Source organism: Microcoleus sp. Pol11C2 (assembly GCF_036701505.1).
Taxonomy (GTDB): domain Bacteria; phylum Cyanobacteriota; class Cyanobacteriia; order Cyanobacteriales; family Microcoleaceae; genus Microcoleus.
Window position 1 is genome coordinate 25591 of sequence record NZ_JAUBQX010000056.1, and the last position, 13784, is coordinate 39374.

The following is a 13784-nucleotide window of genomic DNA, read 5'->3' on the forward strand; positions in this document are numbered from 1 at the left end:
GGTGGCGACGGTAAAGATATCCTCGATGCTGGAATTGGCAACGACTATCTCTGGGGAGGTCAAAATGATGACACTTTGTCCGCCCAAGCTGGGGATGATTACCTCTGGGGCGAAAACGGCGATGACATCCTAAATGCAGCAGAAGGCAATGACAGTCTCTACGGTGGCGATGGCAAAGACTTTCTCAATGCCGGAAGTGACAACGATTATCTGTGGGGAGGTCAAGATGATGACACTTTGTCCGCCCAAGCTGGGGATGATTACCTCTGGGGCGAAAACGGCGATGACATCCTTGATGCAGCAGAAGGCAACGACAGCCTCTACGGTGGCGATAACAAAGATACGCTGTTCGGTCAAGCTGGCAATGACTTATTAGAAGGTGGTTCCGGCGATGACTCGCTGTTGGCGGGCGATGGCAACGATACCCTTCTCGGTCAACGTGACAACGACACTCTCTACGGCTTCGGTGGCGAGGACATCCTTGAAGGCAACTCAGGAACAGACCGACTTTTCGGCGAACTAGGTAACGACTCCCTCGACGGCGGTACCGAAAATGACACCCTCGAAGGTGGCGACGGTAATGACTTCCTAGACGGTGGTGATAATAACGACAGTCTGTTAGGACAAGTCAGTGATGATACGGTTATCGGCAACCGGGGCGATGACATTGTTGATGGCGGTTCCGGCAATGATTTGCTTCAGGGGAATCAAGGGCGCGATCGAATTTTCGGTCAATCCGGCCTCGACACCCTCCTCGGTGGCAGCGACGGCGACACCCTGTGGGGAGGAGACGACAACGACAATTTGCTGGGAGAATCCGGCAGCGATACCCTGTTCGGCGGTTTAGGCAATGACCAACTCGACGGCGGCGAAAATAATGACAGCCTCTACGGGGAAGGTGGCGATGATACCCTAGCTGGCGGAACAGAGGACGATTTCGTAGATGGCGGCACCGAAAACGACACTCTCTCCGGCAATGACGGCCGTGACAAATTATACGGCCGCCAAGGCAATGACTTCTTAGAAGGCAATGCCGATAATGACGAACTGTGGGGTGGAGATAACGAGGATACCCTGTTAGGACAAACTGGAGACGACCAACTGCGGGGCGAATCGGGCAATGACAGCCTTGATGGTGGCGAAGGGGCCGATCGACTTTTTGGTCAAATCGGTACTGATACCCTCTCCGGTAACAACGGAGACGACTACTTAGAAGGCAACGCAGGCGATGATAGCTTGAGTGGCGGCGAAGGGCGCGATCGAATTTTCGGCAACGACGGCAACGATATCGCCGACGGTAACAGCGGCGACGACTACATCGACGGCGGGGCGAACAACGATACTTTAGCAGGGGGAGAAGGGCGTGATCGAATTTTCGGTCAATCCGGCAACGACAGCCTCGAAGGTAACGACGACAACGACTTCCTCGATAGCGGTACCGGAAATGACACCCTGTGGGGCCACGACGGCGACGACGAACTCTACGGCCGCGAAGACCAAGATTTGATCGACGGCGGCCGTGGCAACGACCAAATCTACGGCGGAGATGCAGCCGACACCCTCCTCGGACAAATCGGCAGCGACAACATAGACGGCGGTTCCGGCGCCGACTCGATTCTCGGCGGCGATGGCAACGACAACATTTGGGCAAAAGCCGGCAACGACTTCATCAACGGCGGCAGCGGCAGCGACAACATTTGGGGTGACGAAGACGACGACCTGATTTTTGGAGAAGCAGGTGAAGACAAAATCGATGGCGGTTCCGGCTACGACAGCATAGACGGCGGCGCGGGCAACGACCAACTGTTCGGCGGTACGGGCAACGACCAACTGTTCGGCGGCGCTGGCAACGACAAAATTGACGGCAGCATCGACGACGACAAACTGTTCGGAGGTGCCGGCAACGACTTGATGTTTGGCAGTCAAGGGCAAGACACGATGTTAGGCGAAGTTGGTGAAGACACCCTCTACGGCGGCGACGAAACTGACTTGATGGACGGCGGGGCCAGTAACGACATGGTTGTCGGCGACTCCGGCGACGACACCCTCACCGGCGATTCCGGCCACGATACCCTCACAGGTGGTGGTGGCAACGACTGGATGGGCGGTGGTAACGGCGACGACTTAATGTTCGGCGAATGCGAGGACGACACCATGCTGGGAGGTGCCGGTCAGGACACCCTTGACGGCGGTTGTGGCAACGACTTGCTAACTGGGGAAGCCGACAGCGACAACCTCTTGGGTAACGAAGGCGATGACAGTCTCGATGGTGGCAGCAGCAACGATACCCTTGATGGCGGTAATGGCAACGACTTCTTAAATGGTGGCAGTGGCAATGACAGCCTGAACGGTAACGATGGCGATGACAGTCTCTACGGCGGCGAAGGTAACAACGTGCTCAAGGGCGGGAACGGCCAAGATTCGCTGATTGGAGGCAGTAGTTCCGACATATTTGTGCTATCACCAAGTTCGGGACTTGATAACATTTTCTACTTCCAGGGCGATCGCGATTACTTCGGACTCGCACAAAACCTCACTTTTGACCAATTGCAAATCGTTCAAGGCGGCGAAAATTATACTAACGATGCTTTGATTAGCATCGCAGGCACCGGCGAACATTTAGCTTGGGTGAAAGACACTCAATTCAGTGCGATCGACAGTTCTCGCTTTGTCCCCGTCACCCCCGGAGGTGCGCTACCTGAAGCTTTCAATACTCCCTCGAATACGGATTATTTAACCGGCGAACCTGTCGATAGCGATGATATTATGGGTGCGATCGACAGCGGTTCTAGCACCAACTTATCCAGTGCTATGCCTGCATCGGTTAGTCAGCCAAACAGCACAACTACTGCACCAATTAGTCAGCCAAACAGCACAACTACTGCATCAATTAGTCAGCCAGACAGCACGACTGCTGCGCTAGCAAATGTCACCTTACAACCATTAACAACAGCGACTAATCCAGCTAGTTTGACAGTAACTTCTGCCAATACTATCCCCGACGATATCTTGTTGAATGGCGGTGCAATTCCCACCATGATGACCTTTAGCGAAACCGATGATGACATCCTCATCTACGACACTAACAGCTTGTTGGGTTCTCTAACCAGCGCTCAAACTCAGCCAATTATTCCTTTGAACGGTACGACAGTTAATAGTGCGATTTCCCCAATTGCTAATACTTCTGCCAATGACAACAGCCTCTTAATTACTCCGGCTGCAAGTCCGAGCAATCCGCTAGCAAATAGCGATTTGGCTGGCATTTCGACCTTGTAGTAATTGTAGGTTTGGTTGAGGGCGATCGAATAGATAAAAACCCGGTTTCTTGAAGAAACCGGGTTTTTAGGGCTCTCCCGTAGTTATGGTGAGATGAAGTCTCCCTTTGCTTGTGGATGGTCGTAGCCTAAATTATGGAGTATTTCATGCACTAGGATTGTTAGACCACCGACTACGCGCTTATTACACACCTACACACGGTAGAGGTACTTGGTTATGCAATGAGCTGCACCAAGATTCGCCGCAAAGGGATGGAAATTTGGAAGCATTTCAACGCTGTATCCCAACGATTCCCAAATTTCTTTGTTTTTCTGGTCTGTTAGAGAAAGCTTTGACCATTGATCATGTCCATAGGTTGGTAGCCAAACTTTTTTTGGTGTGTCTTGAATAATTACATTATTTCCAGTTGCAAAATACCAATAACGCACCTTATCAATATCATCATCGTCATATGCCATTGGCATTGGGTTCCGAATTACCTCAAACTCGATTTCGGACAAACTTGAGGCAATATCATCAAAAACATCTTGCATTGCACCCTCTGGCAGCGGTTCGCCAAGAATACTAGCAGCCATAGCCGGATCAGCAACTACAACACGATATTTACCACTATCACTACGCCCTGCAAGACTAATAAACATATCAATGTGAAACAAAGGTTGGACAGTACCTTTGTTGTTACCAAAGTAAAGAATTTCTTGCCAAGACTCCCCATTTATTGTAATTGGTCTTACTCTTTGTGAAGGAACAGGCAGTCTAGAGCCAACAATAATCAGCTTTCTACTTTTATCAAGATAATTGCCGTATACACGAGCAATAGCCTTCGCGTCAGATTCTCCAGGTTCTGGAATGACAAATCCAAGCTCAAGGGAGTTTTCAGGATAATCTGCACCGATGAACCAAAAATCATCACCGATTAGGATATTTCCCCCTTGAAAGTAAAGCTGAACTTGTGTGCTTTCAAGGTTGGTTTTTGTAGCAACATGATCGGCTATATAAGCATCGTCAGCACGGTTAAAGCTTGCAGGTTCGACAAAATATTTTTCATTATCCAGCTTGTCATCACAAACGCAGTAAGCATCCTGTGCCCAGACGGTGAACCTTGTAGTGTTGTCAGTTGTGACAATTTCAGTTCTCTCAGTAATCCCAAATTCCTCTGTCCATTTAGTCAGCCGAGCTTGAGATATTTCGTTGATGAGGATTAAGAATTTCGTATTCGTAGGTAAAGTCTGAAGGATGCGACGAAATGCGTCAGCATATTTTTGTATGAGTGAGGTTTCGTCAGGAGAATTCTCTGGAAAGAAGACCCACGATGGAATTGTCAGTAAAATCTGCTCAATCTGACCATGAAGGCTCGATATGAGTCGAGGTTGGTCAAGCCGCTTCAATCGCTCTTCGGCTTCCAGCAAAGAAAAGAAACGTGCTCTAGATCGAAAAGCTTGAGTTACCGCAAAGTCATCCTTTTTGAAACGGGGTGGAACGAGCTTTGTTTTAGCGTAGCCATTGACAAGTAATGGAGGAACGGATGCATTATTCATATTTGTATTTTCCCTCTCTGTCAACTGTAGTTGATTGCTGATCAATTAAATTCTCTAAAGCTATGGGTCTATCCGGAGAAATATGCACACTTTGCTTGCGTCCTAACAAAGCATAAAGGTGGTCTAACTTATAATTGTCCCGCAATTACAGTACAATACTCTTTCCGATCGACCGATCCGGAACATCTGCGGTTTAACTCCGAACATTCTGAACAGCTTGTTGTCTGCCTTAACTCAAAAAATAAACTACCCCGATCGCCCTGCTGATGAGAAAAAGTGACATGATTTTGTAGACTTACGTAAATTACCTCTATCGATTTAAGCTTTGAGATTTGAGATTTTGGAATTAACCTCACCGATTGCCAAATCCTCACATAATTTCATCAAAAATTACCTCCTCTGACAAATCTTATGGCTCGAATGGCTCTACCAGAATAGCCTCAAAAATATAACGTTTAAGGCTCGTATATCTAGGGCTGTCGAGCGAAAATAATTTTATCATATAATTGCTCGATAGGCAAACTTAGATTGATACTTTGAGACTCAAGCCGTTCGCCCTCCCGATAGCTCAAAATCACCCATTTACCAGCATCATTTTTATGATAAATATCGATCGCCACCTCATCACAACTTGCTAATACATAATCGATAAGATTGGGGTGGCGGCGATACTTTTCAAACTTCTTCCCTGGATCGTAAGCTTCGGTGCTATCCGATAAAACCTCCACAATTAAGCAGGGATAAGTAATATAGATAGCATTTTCTCTATCTCGATTATCGCAAGTAACACTCACATCTGGATAGGTATAGTTAGGAGTATTAAGAATGTTAACCTTTAAGTCTGAGTTAAAAACATTACAATTACTTACCCGCAGATGAGATATAATCGATAACAATAAATTTATAGCGATCGCACTATGATTTTGAGTGCCACCACTCATTGCCTAAACCCGACCATCGATCAGTTCGTGTTTTTATAGCTGCTTTTATTCCCAAATAAAATACTCTTCTGGTGTAAAGTGCCGATCGTTATCTCGTGCTGGTATCATCACAATACTCCATTAATCAAAAGTGAATAATACCAACTCACAACTCGATAAAAAGTGACACTATCTGGTAAACTTACGTAAGTTACCTCGATCGATTTGAGCTTGGAGATGTGAGATTTACGATCCTCTTTTATTTTCCTAGCAATTGTCGAACTTGTGCCAAGCCAACATCGCCGGAAATGGATTGGACTGTGCTACTATCAATCTCGGCAATGCGGTCTTGAGCTTTGTGTACGCCCTCGTTCAAAACATCTCCATCAATCAGTTCTGTCATGCTTTCTAGGATCTGGTCGAGGAGGATAGCCTTGGCGGTATCGGGTAGGGCAGTTGCTTCGGAAATAAGCTGGTCTAGAGTTAGCATTGGATGATTTTGCTCCCAGGAAACGATCTGAATTCTAAATCGTCTAGATTAGCGTGAGACATAAAGCACCATCCATCACCGACGTGTTTTAGAACAAATGGACTTTTATTTGACACCAATCCATCACGCTACCAAGAGAAGCTGCTACGTTGTAACCAATGCGAATTCCAAATAACCGAGCATTTGGATGTCTTTTATTGACACTATTTGATGCGTGCAAGCCATTTTTGTCAATTTCGTAATCACCAGTCTCAATATCGATGATTACCATCTTACCAATATTTTCTCATGAGTGCCCAGAAACCGAGTTTTTTACGAATAGTAGTAGGGTGCGTCAGTTGCGAAATTATGAATCATCACCAAAAATATAATTCTGACGCACCTTGAGTTTTGTGTGGTGCGTCAGCTATTAGATTTTTAGTTTAAACCGAAAATAATCATAGCTGACACACCCTACTAATAACTTTTGTGGAACGGGCATCTTGCCCGTTTCTGAAAAATGTAAAATGTTGTTACAAGTAACTTGACACCAGTGAATAAATCCATTTACCACTGACTATAATTGGAAAAAAATCATTTGTTAGGGGAAATTCCATGCAGAAACTAACTCGAATTTTATTCACTACAGCCTTAACCCTAAGTATCTTGTGTTCTCCCACAACAGCTTTCGCTAAAGCAAAAATTCAGATAGCCATCCTTTTAGATTCTAGTAATAGCATGGATGGACTGATCGACCAGACTCGTACTCAACTTTGGCAAATTGTTAATTTTTTAACTAAAGTAACCAAAGATGGCGAAGTTCCCGAGTTAGAAGTTGCTCTCTATCATTACGGTAACGACACTTTACCTTCTTCGGAAGGTTTTGTCAGATTATTAACTGGATTTACTCCTGAATTAGATTTAGTTTCCGAAAAGCTATTTAGTATCAAAACCAACGGCGGTCAAGAATATGCTGGCTGGGTAATTCGTTCGGCAATGCAAGAATTAAACTGGAGTAAAAATCAGGAAGATTTTCGCGTAATTTTTATTGCGGGTAATGAACCATTCGATCAAGGCCCAATAGTTTGGAATCAATCTGTCAATCTCGCGGTTAAAGGAGATACCCTCGTTAATACAATTTACTGTGGTTCAGCCGAAAGTCAGGAGCGAAGACTTTGGGCATCAGGAGCAGAGTTAGCAAAAGGCAGTAGCTTTAACATTAATCAAAACCAACAAATTGTGGTAATTAAGTCCCCTTACGACGACGAAATTTCTACTTGGAATACTAAACTCAATCAAACCTACATTCCCTACGGTAGAGAAGGAAGAATAGGACAACAACGTCAAGCAGTTGAAGATAGTAATGCTGGCAGCAATACGGTTTTGCGTAGTGCGTCCAAAGCTTCTGAATACTATGATAATGCTTCTTGGGACTTGCTGGATGCCCTCGAAAACGGAACAGTTAAACTAGAGGCAATATCAGATGATAATTTACCAGAAATCATGCGAGGGATGACGCTAACAGAAAAAAGAGCATATGTAGCTGGAAAGAAAACCGAAAGAGAGGCGATTAAAAAGACGATCCGCGACTTATCTCAAAAGCGTACAGCATATATTGAACAACAGCGCCAATCTAGTACCAATAGTGGTGAAAATACTCTCGATCGCGTGATGATTCAGAGTCTCCGCCAGCAATTAGCTGCTAAAGGATTCAAGCTTAATTAAAAGAACGCAGACGAAATTTCATCTGCGTTCATCTGTGTTTATCTGCTAATATCTGCGGTCATAAAAACGCCCAATCAAACTACTTCGCAGCAGGTAAAGACAACTGAGGCGAAGTTTTAGGATAGCTTCCATTCTCAGGAATCGCAGCGGGTTCGGAGGAAAGCAAAAATTCGCGAATTAACCTAGCAACTGCTCTTTGAGCTAAACCGCCGACTACTTTCTGCCCCATGTTCTGCACTTGTGGTTTCACCAACAACTGCGGCAGTAGCTGCAATACTTTCATCGTGTCAAAACCGGGAGTGGATTGCAAAATATCCCAAATCCGCTTGATGTGTTCTAAGTTTTTTTGTTCAGTTTGTGAAACCACAGGTTGATTTGCCTTGACTCCAAACCATTCGCCGACTACAGATTTGGCGTTACCAAAGGCGTTGCTGGAAAGTGTGTCGAGACTTTTGACTAATTCCAAGACAATACGATCGCGAATGAAATCTCCTCTTTCGGAAAATAAATATTCTAATGCTTGGTTCAAGATTTTGCTGACATCGTAATCCTCGCTCTCGCGCGCATTGTTGAGCAAGTTTTCTAAGCGGTTCCAGCGGAATTCGCCTTGTTTGAAAAGCAAATCTTGCAGGGATGCTCTCAATTCCGGTGCGGGGTCGCTCAACAGCCGTTTTGCAACGTAAGGATAAGCTTTGCTCAACACTTTGAATTCGGGGTCAACGTTGATGGCAATGCCTTCTAAGGTGACGAGCGATCGAATAATCAAAGCATAGTAAGCTGGAACCCGGAAAGGATATTCGTACATTACCGCCGAAAGTTCGTCAGTAATGCTTTTGAAATTGAGTTCGGCAACGCTAGCACCCAAAGCATTGTTAAATACGCCCGCCAAAGCTGGAATAATTGGCGTTAAATCGGTGTCGGGAGTTAAAAATTCCAACTTCACGTAATCTTTTGCTAAACCTTCAAAGTCGCGGTTCACCAAATGCACAACAGCTTCCAACAAGCCGTATCGCTGATAAGGTTTAACTTCGCTCATCATCCCGAAATCGAGATAAGCTAATTGACCATCAGGAGTTGCCAAAAGATTGCCGGGATGCGGGTCAGCGTGAAAGAAACCGTGTTCTAGGAGTTGTCTGAGAGAACACTGCACACCCACCTCAATTAAGTAAGGAGCATCTATTCCTTGAGCTTTAACGGCTTCTAAATTCGTAAGTTTGATGCCGGTGATCCACTCCATTGTTAAGACGCGGCGGCGGGTATATTCCCAGTAGATGCTGGGAACATAAATGTCTTTGATGTGGCCGTAGAGTTTGGCAAACCGTTCGGCATTTTGTCCTTCGTGGGTGTAGTCCATTTCTTCGTAAATGCGCTCGCCCAACTCGTCCATAATGCTTGCGAGGTCACTGCGAATTATTTTGAAGTTGTTTTGTGCCCAAACTGCAACGCGCCGCAGGATGTAGATATCTAAGCCGATGTTTTCGGCTAAACCCGGTCGCTGGACTTTGATTGCGACTGTTTCTCCGGTTTTTAGTTTGCCTTTGTAGACTTGTCCGAGAGATGCTGCTGCGATCGGATCGGGGCTGATTTCTGCGTAGATGTCTTTGGGGTGGGCTCCCAATTCTTCTTGGATGAATTGATATGCTACTTCGTTCGGAAATGCTGGCAATTGGTCTTGCAGCGTTGTTAGTTCTTCTAAATATACTGGCGGTACTAAGTCGGGGCGTGTTGAGAGTGCTTGTCCGATTTTAATGAAAGCTGGGCCGAGTTGGGCCAGAATTTCTCGTAGTCGGACGGCGCGACGCTTTTGGTTGGTGGCGGTACGACCTGTTTTGCCGTCGAACCACACACTGAAGGCAAAGCTAAAAAATGTCCAAACAACGCTCGACAGCCTTCCCCAGACTTGTAGAGGTCGATTTCGGTACAGGGCTGCGATCGCCACTGGATCGTACCGAACAGCATCTCCGGCCAACTCGAAAGCTATGTCTCTGGCTGATTTGAGCCGATCGCCCGTTACGACCTCGGCCTCTAGTGATACTGGTACTGATTGCAGGGGAATTGTATTTGCATCTGGGAAATTGCCGAGTACAGCCTGAGTCCCTGAATTTACATAAGTTTGCGGGGAGGCTGGCGATACTGTCTTGACATTCATAAATCAGACCTAGTGTGAAGCATTGTAAATATATTGTAACAATTTAAGGAAGAAGACCCTTCTTCCTTCTTATATACTTACTCGCCGCTGGATCTTTTGAGTCGATCGCGAATGCCTGAGAGTTGCGATTGGCTGCTGACGGGCGATCGAGGTTGGGGCATTTCGGTATCGGGCCAGTTCGGTAAGTCGTAACAGGGACAGGACTCCGGTGGCATTCCGGTTTGTTTGAACACTACGGGCATAGCACAGCGCGCACAGCCACTGATTTCCCATTCTGGTGTCAGCAGTTGGGCAATTGTTTCGTTTGTGCCTTGCAGGTAGCAATCTCCGCTATCGGGGGAGAGGATTTTTTGCCAGCACTCTTCAAATTCCTGGCTGTAGCGATCGCCCGCATTTACCGATTTGGGCAGCAGCGCTTCGGAACCGTTGCGAATTAATACTTTTTTGCCTAACTGAAACCAGTAAGCAATATATTTTCTCACTTCACTCTCTGACGCCATAATTTTTAGCCAGCCCTTCAACTAATTGGTGATTTTAGACTTTCAGTTTGAAATTTGCACTCTTTCTCAAGAGACATTTTATATTTTACATTTTTTCAAAATTTGGCTATTCCTCGTATCAAATTGTTGTGCTGGTTGCCCGAGGGAGTATGTTTTTTTAGTAATTTATGTGAGTTTTGAGTTTTCAATCTTAGTTAAAATTCTACCTGATTTTAATTTAAAATTGCCCATCGGGAAACCGAGATTTTTTCTCCCTTGTAGATCGCGACTCCGGTTGTTAATTTTTCGCTACGGGCGGGAGCCGGGTACCCAGAGCCCTTAGATTTAAGGCGTAACCTCCGGTGGCGAGATAAACAGTATCGGCGATCGCCCCGATGTGGCGCACGAGAGTGCCGAGGCGATCGCGAAACAGCCGCCCCGCCGGATAAGCAGGCACAACGCCCCATCCGGTTTCTTCCCCTACCAAAATTACATCGGCCGCCGCCGACTTCAAACTAGCGAGCAAATCTTGCTGCGTAGTCGCCCAAACAGCAGCTTCTTGTTCCAAAAGATTTGCCGTCCAAGTTCCCAGGGAATCAATCAACAAGCAATCTGAGGGCTTGCCTGCTTGCACAACTGCCGATAATTCGATCGGCACTTCTAGAGTTGCCCAATCAACTGGACGGCGATTTCGGTGCTGATCGAGGCGACGAAGCCACTCCAAATCGGCTTCATCAACGCGACCGGTAGCCACATAGATTACTTGTTTTCCAGAACCAGTCGCCAGAGTTTCGGCCCATTCACTTTTGCCGCTTCGGGCCGGCCCAGTTACTAAGATTAATTGTCTCGATGTGGTGGGTTCTGAGTTACTCATTAGTGATTAGTCAGCAGTCATTAGTCACATACAAAGGATTAAACACAATTACCAATTACCAATTACCAATTACCAATTACCAATTATGATTTAAACTGCCAACTACCAAATGCTTTTTAAGCGATAATAGCATTGTTGAGACAATTTCACAGTAAGTTGATCGCGAGCCCCAGTATTTCCCAAGCTGTTATTTATGCCAGACCCTCAGATATCAGCGATTATTTGCACCCACAATCGCGCCGCCTATTTAGGGGGGGCGATCGACAGCTTGCTGGTACAGGATTTTCCCGACAACTTTGAAGTATTAGTAGTGGATAACGCTTCTAGCGATTATGCAAGCCCGGAAAGTTCGACTTCGCGTACCCGCGAGGTGGTAGAAGCAAGACAGGGCGATCGGCGCCTCAAGTACGTCTGGGAACCCGAAATCGGTCTGTCAGTAGCCCGGAACACTGGAGCTAAGCAAGCTCGCAGCGAAATATTAGCTTATCTCGACGACGACGCTATTGCTGAGCCGAATTGGCTCCGAGTGCTGCACGCGGCTTATCAAAGCAATCAAAAACTCGCCGTAGCTGGTGGCAAAGTCAATTTGCTCTGGCCTTCTGGAGTCCGCCCGCCCGAATGGCTGTCACCGGGATTAGCCCAGAACTTGGGATCATACGATTTAGGCGATACTTGCCTGTACGTGACTGCTGCCGGTTTGACTCCCAGGGGGGTAAACTACTCAATCCGGCGCGCTTTTCTCGAACAAATTGGCGGCTTCGATGTCAAACTCGGTAGAGTCGGCAAAAAGTTGCTGTCAAATGAAGAGTTGCGGGCCACAGAATTAGCTTTAGAGTTAGGTTGGCAAGTAGTTTATCTACCGGATGCCCTGGTGCTGCACAATGTCGCTGGAGAAAGGCTCAACAAAGCTTGGTTTCTAGAGCGCGGGTGGTGGCAAGGCATCAGCGAGTGTTATCGCGAACAATTGTCCGATCGAGCCGGTATTGCTCAGCTTGGGCGGGGGGGTGAAAGAATCTTGAGGGGTGTCTGGAAGTCTTTTAAATATATTAGAGATCCAGGGCTGCGCTTTGAAAACTTCGTTTTTGCCTGGGGTCAAATCGGTTATTTGAGCGCAGCCATCCGCGGCCTGATTTTTGCACCGAAATCGACCAGTAGGCATTAGGCTATAGGCAATATCCCTCGCTGCTCAAGTCGTCGGCGCGGCTGTGCCGATGGCACTTCATCCACCAAAACTCGACCGCATTCAGGTTCAAGCACTCGATTATGACATCTAGTTCATCCAAGATTCCGGTTTCAGTTCTCATTCCGGCAAAAGACGAAGAACTTAATCTACCTGCGTGTCTGGCCAGCATTGCCAGGGCGGATGAAGTTTTCATGGTTGATTCCCAAAGCAGCGATCGCACGGTAGAAATTGCCATCAGCACCGGCGCAAAAGTAGTGCAATTCTACTTCGACAACCGCTGGCCCAAAAAGAAAAATTGGTCTTTGGACAATCTGCCCTTTCGCAACGAATGGGTATTAATTGTCGATTGCGACGAGCGCATTCCGCCGGAACTTTGGGACGAAATCGCGCAGGCGATCGAAGACCCCAATTTTGACGGCTACTACCTCAACCGCAAAGTCTTCTTTTTAGGCCAGTGGCTGCGTTACGGCGGCAGATATCCCGACTGGAATTTGCGTTTGTTCAAGCATCAAAAAGGACGTTACGAAAATCTCGGCACTGAATCTGTCCCCAATACTGGCGACAACGAAGTTCACGAACACGTCATTTTAGCTGGTCAAGTCGGCTACTTAAAAAATGACATGATCCACGAGGATTACCGCGATTTATTTCACTGGATAGAACGGCACAACCGCTATTCTAATTGGGAAGCTCGTGTTTATTACAATATTATTGAAGGGCGTGACGACAGTGGCACTATTGGCGCTCACCTATTTGGAGATGCCGTACAGCGGAAACGATTTCTCAAAAAAGTTTGGGTGTGGCTGCCTTTTAAACCACTGCTCAGATTTATGTTATTTTACTTTATTCAGCTCGGCTTTTTGGATGGAAAAGCTGGCTATATTTATGCAAGGTTATTGAGTCAATATGAGTATCAAATTAATGCAAAACTTTACGAGTTGCGTTGTTGTGGCGGTCAGTTGAATGTGGCAGAATCTCAACCGCCTCTGTCGCCACCAGTAGTTATCAGTCAAGAGACAGAAGTGAAATTACCGTAATAGTAGGTAGCGAATTTTAACCGCAGATGGCAGCGGATTGACGCAGATGAACGCAGATACAGCAAATTCCATGTAAATGTGGTACACTATATTCAGTACATCAGCAGAAAAAATGAAAGCTTATTCGCTCGAGT

Annotated in this window: 10 protein-coding genes and 1 pseudogene; 4 read left to right on the top strand and 7 right to left on the bottom strand. The window is 46.5% G+C overall.

The annotated features are described in order from the left end of the window. Positions 1 to 3276, top strand: a pseudogene (locus QUA42_RS23380) (hypothetical protein); the annotation flags it as partial. 191 nt (positions 3277 to 3467) lie between these two features. Here the strand turns inward: QUA42_RS23380 and QUA42_RS23385 are convergent. The 3 genes from QUA42_RS23385 to QUA42_RS23395 all read right to left on the bottom strand — a co-directional run bounded on the left by QUA42_RS23385 (position 3468) and on the right by QUA42_RS23395 (position 6224). Then, on the bottom strand, positions 3468 to 4814 hold the full coding sequence (locus QUA42_RS23385) for a hypothetical protein (RefSeq protein WP_333140507.1): 1347 nt from the start codon (positions 4812 to 4814) through the stop codon (positions 3468 to 3470). Between the two features lie 470 nt (positions 4815 to 5284). Next, positions 5285 to 5755, bottom strand: a complete 471-nt coding sequence (locus QUA42_RS23390) for a Uma2 family endonuclease (protein ID WP_445301356.1) — start codon at positions 5753 to 5755, stop codon at positions 5285 to 5287. A 238-nt stretch (positions 5756 to 5993) separates the two neighbouring features. Beyond that, on the bottom strand, positions 5994 to 6224 hold the full coding sequence (locus QUA42_RS23395) for an addiction module protein (RefSeq protein WP_333140509.1): 231 nt from the start codon (positions 6222 to 6224) through the stop codon (positions 5994 to 5996). A 594-nt stretch (positions 6225 to 6818) separates the two neighbouring features. On the opposite strand from QUA42_RS23395, the gene QUA42_RS23400 reads away from it, so the two are divergent. Then, positions 6819 to 7928, top strand: a complete 1110-nt coding sequence (locus tag QUA42_RS23400; protein ID WP_333140511.1) for a hypothetical protein — start codon at positions 6819 to 6821, stop codon at positions 7926 to 7928. A 79-nt stretch (positions 7929 to 8007) separates the two neighbouring features. On the opposite strand, the gene QUA42_RS23405 is transcribed toward QUA42_RS23400, so the two are convergent. The 3 genes from QUA42_RS23405 to cobU all read right to left on the bottom strand — a co-directional run bounded on the left by QUA42_RS23405 (position 8008) and on the right by cobU (position 11430). After that, a complete protein-coding gene (locus QUA42_RS23405) occupies positions 8008 to 10077 on the bottom strand; it encodes an AarF/ABC1/UbiB kinase family protein (RefSeq protein ID WP_333140512.1) in 2070 nt (689 codons plus the stop codon). Between the two features lie 77 nt (positions 10078 to 10154). Then, on the bottom strand, positions 10155 to 10577 hold the full coding sequence (locus QUA42_RS23410; RefSeq protein ID WP_333140513.1) for a hypothetical protein: 423 nt from the start codon (positions 10575 to 10577) through the stop codon (positions 10155 to 10157). A gap of 277 nt (positions 10578 to 10854) precedes the next feature. Beyond that, positions 10855 to 11430 (bottom strand): bifunctional adenosylcobinamide kinase/adenosylcobinamide-phosphate guanylyltransferase, encoded by a 576-nt coding sequence (cobU, locus tag QUA42_RS23415; RefSeq protein ID WP_333140515.1) that lies wholly within the window; start codon positions 11428 to 11430, stop codon positions 10855 to 10857. Positions 11431 to 11623: 193 nt separating this feature from the next. On the opposite strand from cobU, the gene QUA42_RS23420 reads away from it, so the two are divergent. Next, positions 11624 to 12592: a glycosyltransferase family 2 protein gene (locus QUA42_RS23420; RefSeq protein ID WP_333140517.1), complete on the top strand. Its 969-nt coding sequence runs from the start codon at positions 11624 to 11626 to the stop codon at positions 12590 to 12592. 1 nt (position 12593) lies between these two features. On the opposite strand, the gene QUA42_RS23425 is transcribed toward QUA42_RS23420, so the two are convergent. Beyond that, positions 12594 to 12806: a hypothetical protein gene (locus tag QUA42_RS23425; protein WP_333049572.1), complete on the bottom strand. Its 213-nt coding sequence runs from the start codon at positions 12804 to 12806 to the stop codon at positions 12594 to 12596. Here QUA42_RS23425 and QUA42_RS23430 point away from each other — a divergent pair. Further along, positions 12733 to 13650 carry a glycosyltransferase family 2 protein gene (locus QUA42_RS23430; protein ID WP_333140519.1) on the top strand — a complete coding sequence of 306 codons (918 nt, stop codon included), beginning with the start codon at positions 12733 to 12735 and terminating at the stop codon, positions 13648 to 13650. The genes QUA42_RS23425 and QUA42_RS23430 overlap by 74 nt on opposite strands. Positions 13651 to 13784 lie beyond the last annotated feature (134 nt).

Coding starts and splice junctions, on each gene's coding strand:
- QUA42_RS23405 (WP_333140512.1), bottom strand. CDS start 10,077: ATGAATGTCAAGACAGTATCGCCAGCCTCCCCGCAAACTTATGTAAAT.
- QUA42_RS23385 (WP_333140507.1), bottom strand. CDS start 4,814: ATGAATAATGCATCCGTTCCTCCATTACTTGTCAATGGCTACGCTAAA.
- QUA42_RS23390 (WP_445301356.1), bottom strand. CDS start 5,755: ATGAGTGGTGGCACTCAAAATCATAGTGCGATCGCTATAAATTTATTG.
- QUA42_RS23395 (WP_333140509.1), bottom strand. CDS start 6,224: ATGCTAACTCTAGACCAGCTTATTTCCGAAGCAACTGCCCTACCCGAT.
- QUA42_RS23410 (WP_333140513.1), bottom strand. CDS start 10,577: ATGGCGTCAGAGAGTGAAGTGAGAAAATATATTGCTTACTGGTTTCAG.
- cobU (WP_333140515.1), bottom strand. CDS start 11,430: ATGAGTAACTCAGAACCCACCACATCGAGACAATTAATCTTAGTAACT.
- QUA42_RS23420 (WP_333140517.1), top strand. CDS start 11,624: ATGCCAGACCCTCAGATATCAGCGATTATTTGCACCCACAATCGCGCC.
- QUA42_RS23400 (WP_333140511.1), top strand. CDS start 6,819: ATGCAGAAACTAACTCGAATTTTATTCACTACAGCCTTAACCCTAAGT.
- QUA42_RS23425 (WP_333049572.1), bottom strand. CDS start 12,806: ATGAAAACTTCATCCGCCCTGGCAATGCTGGCCAGACACGCAGGTAGA.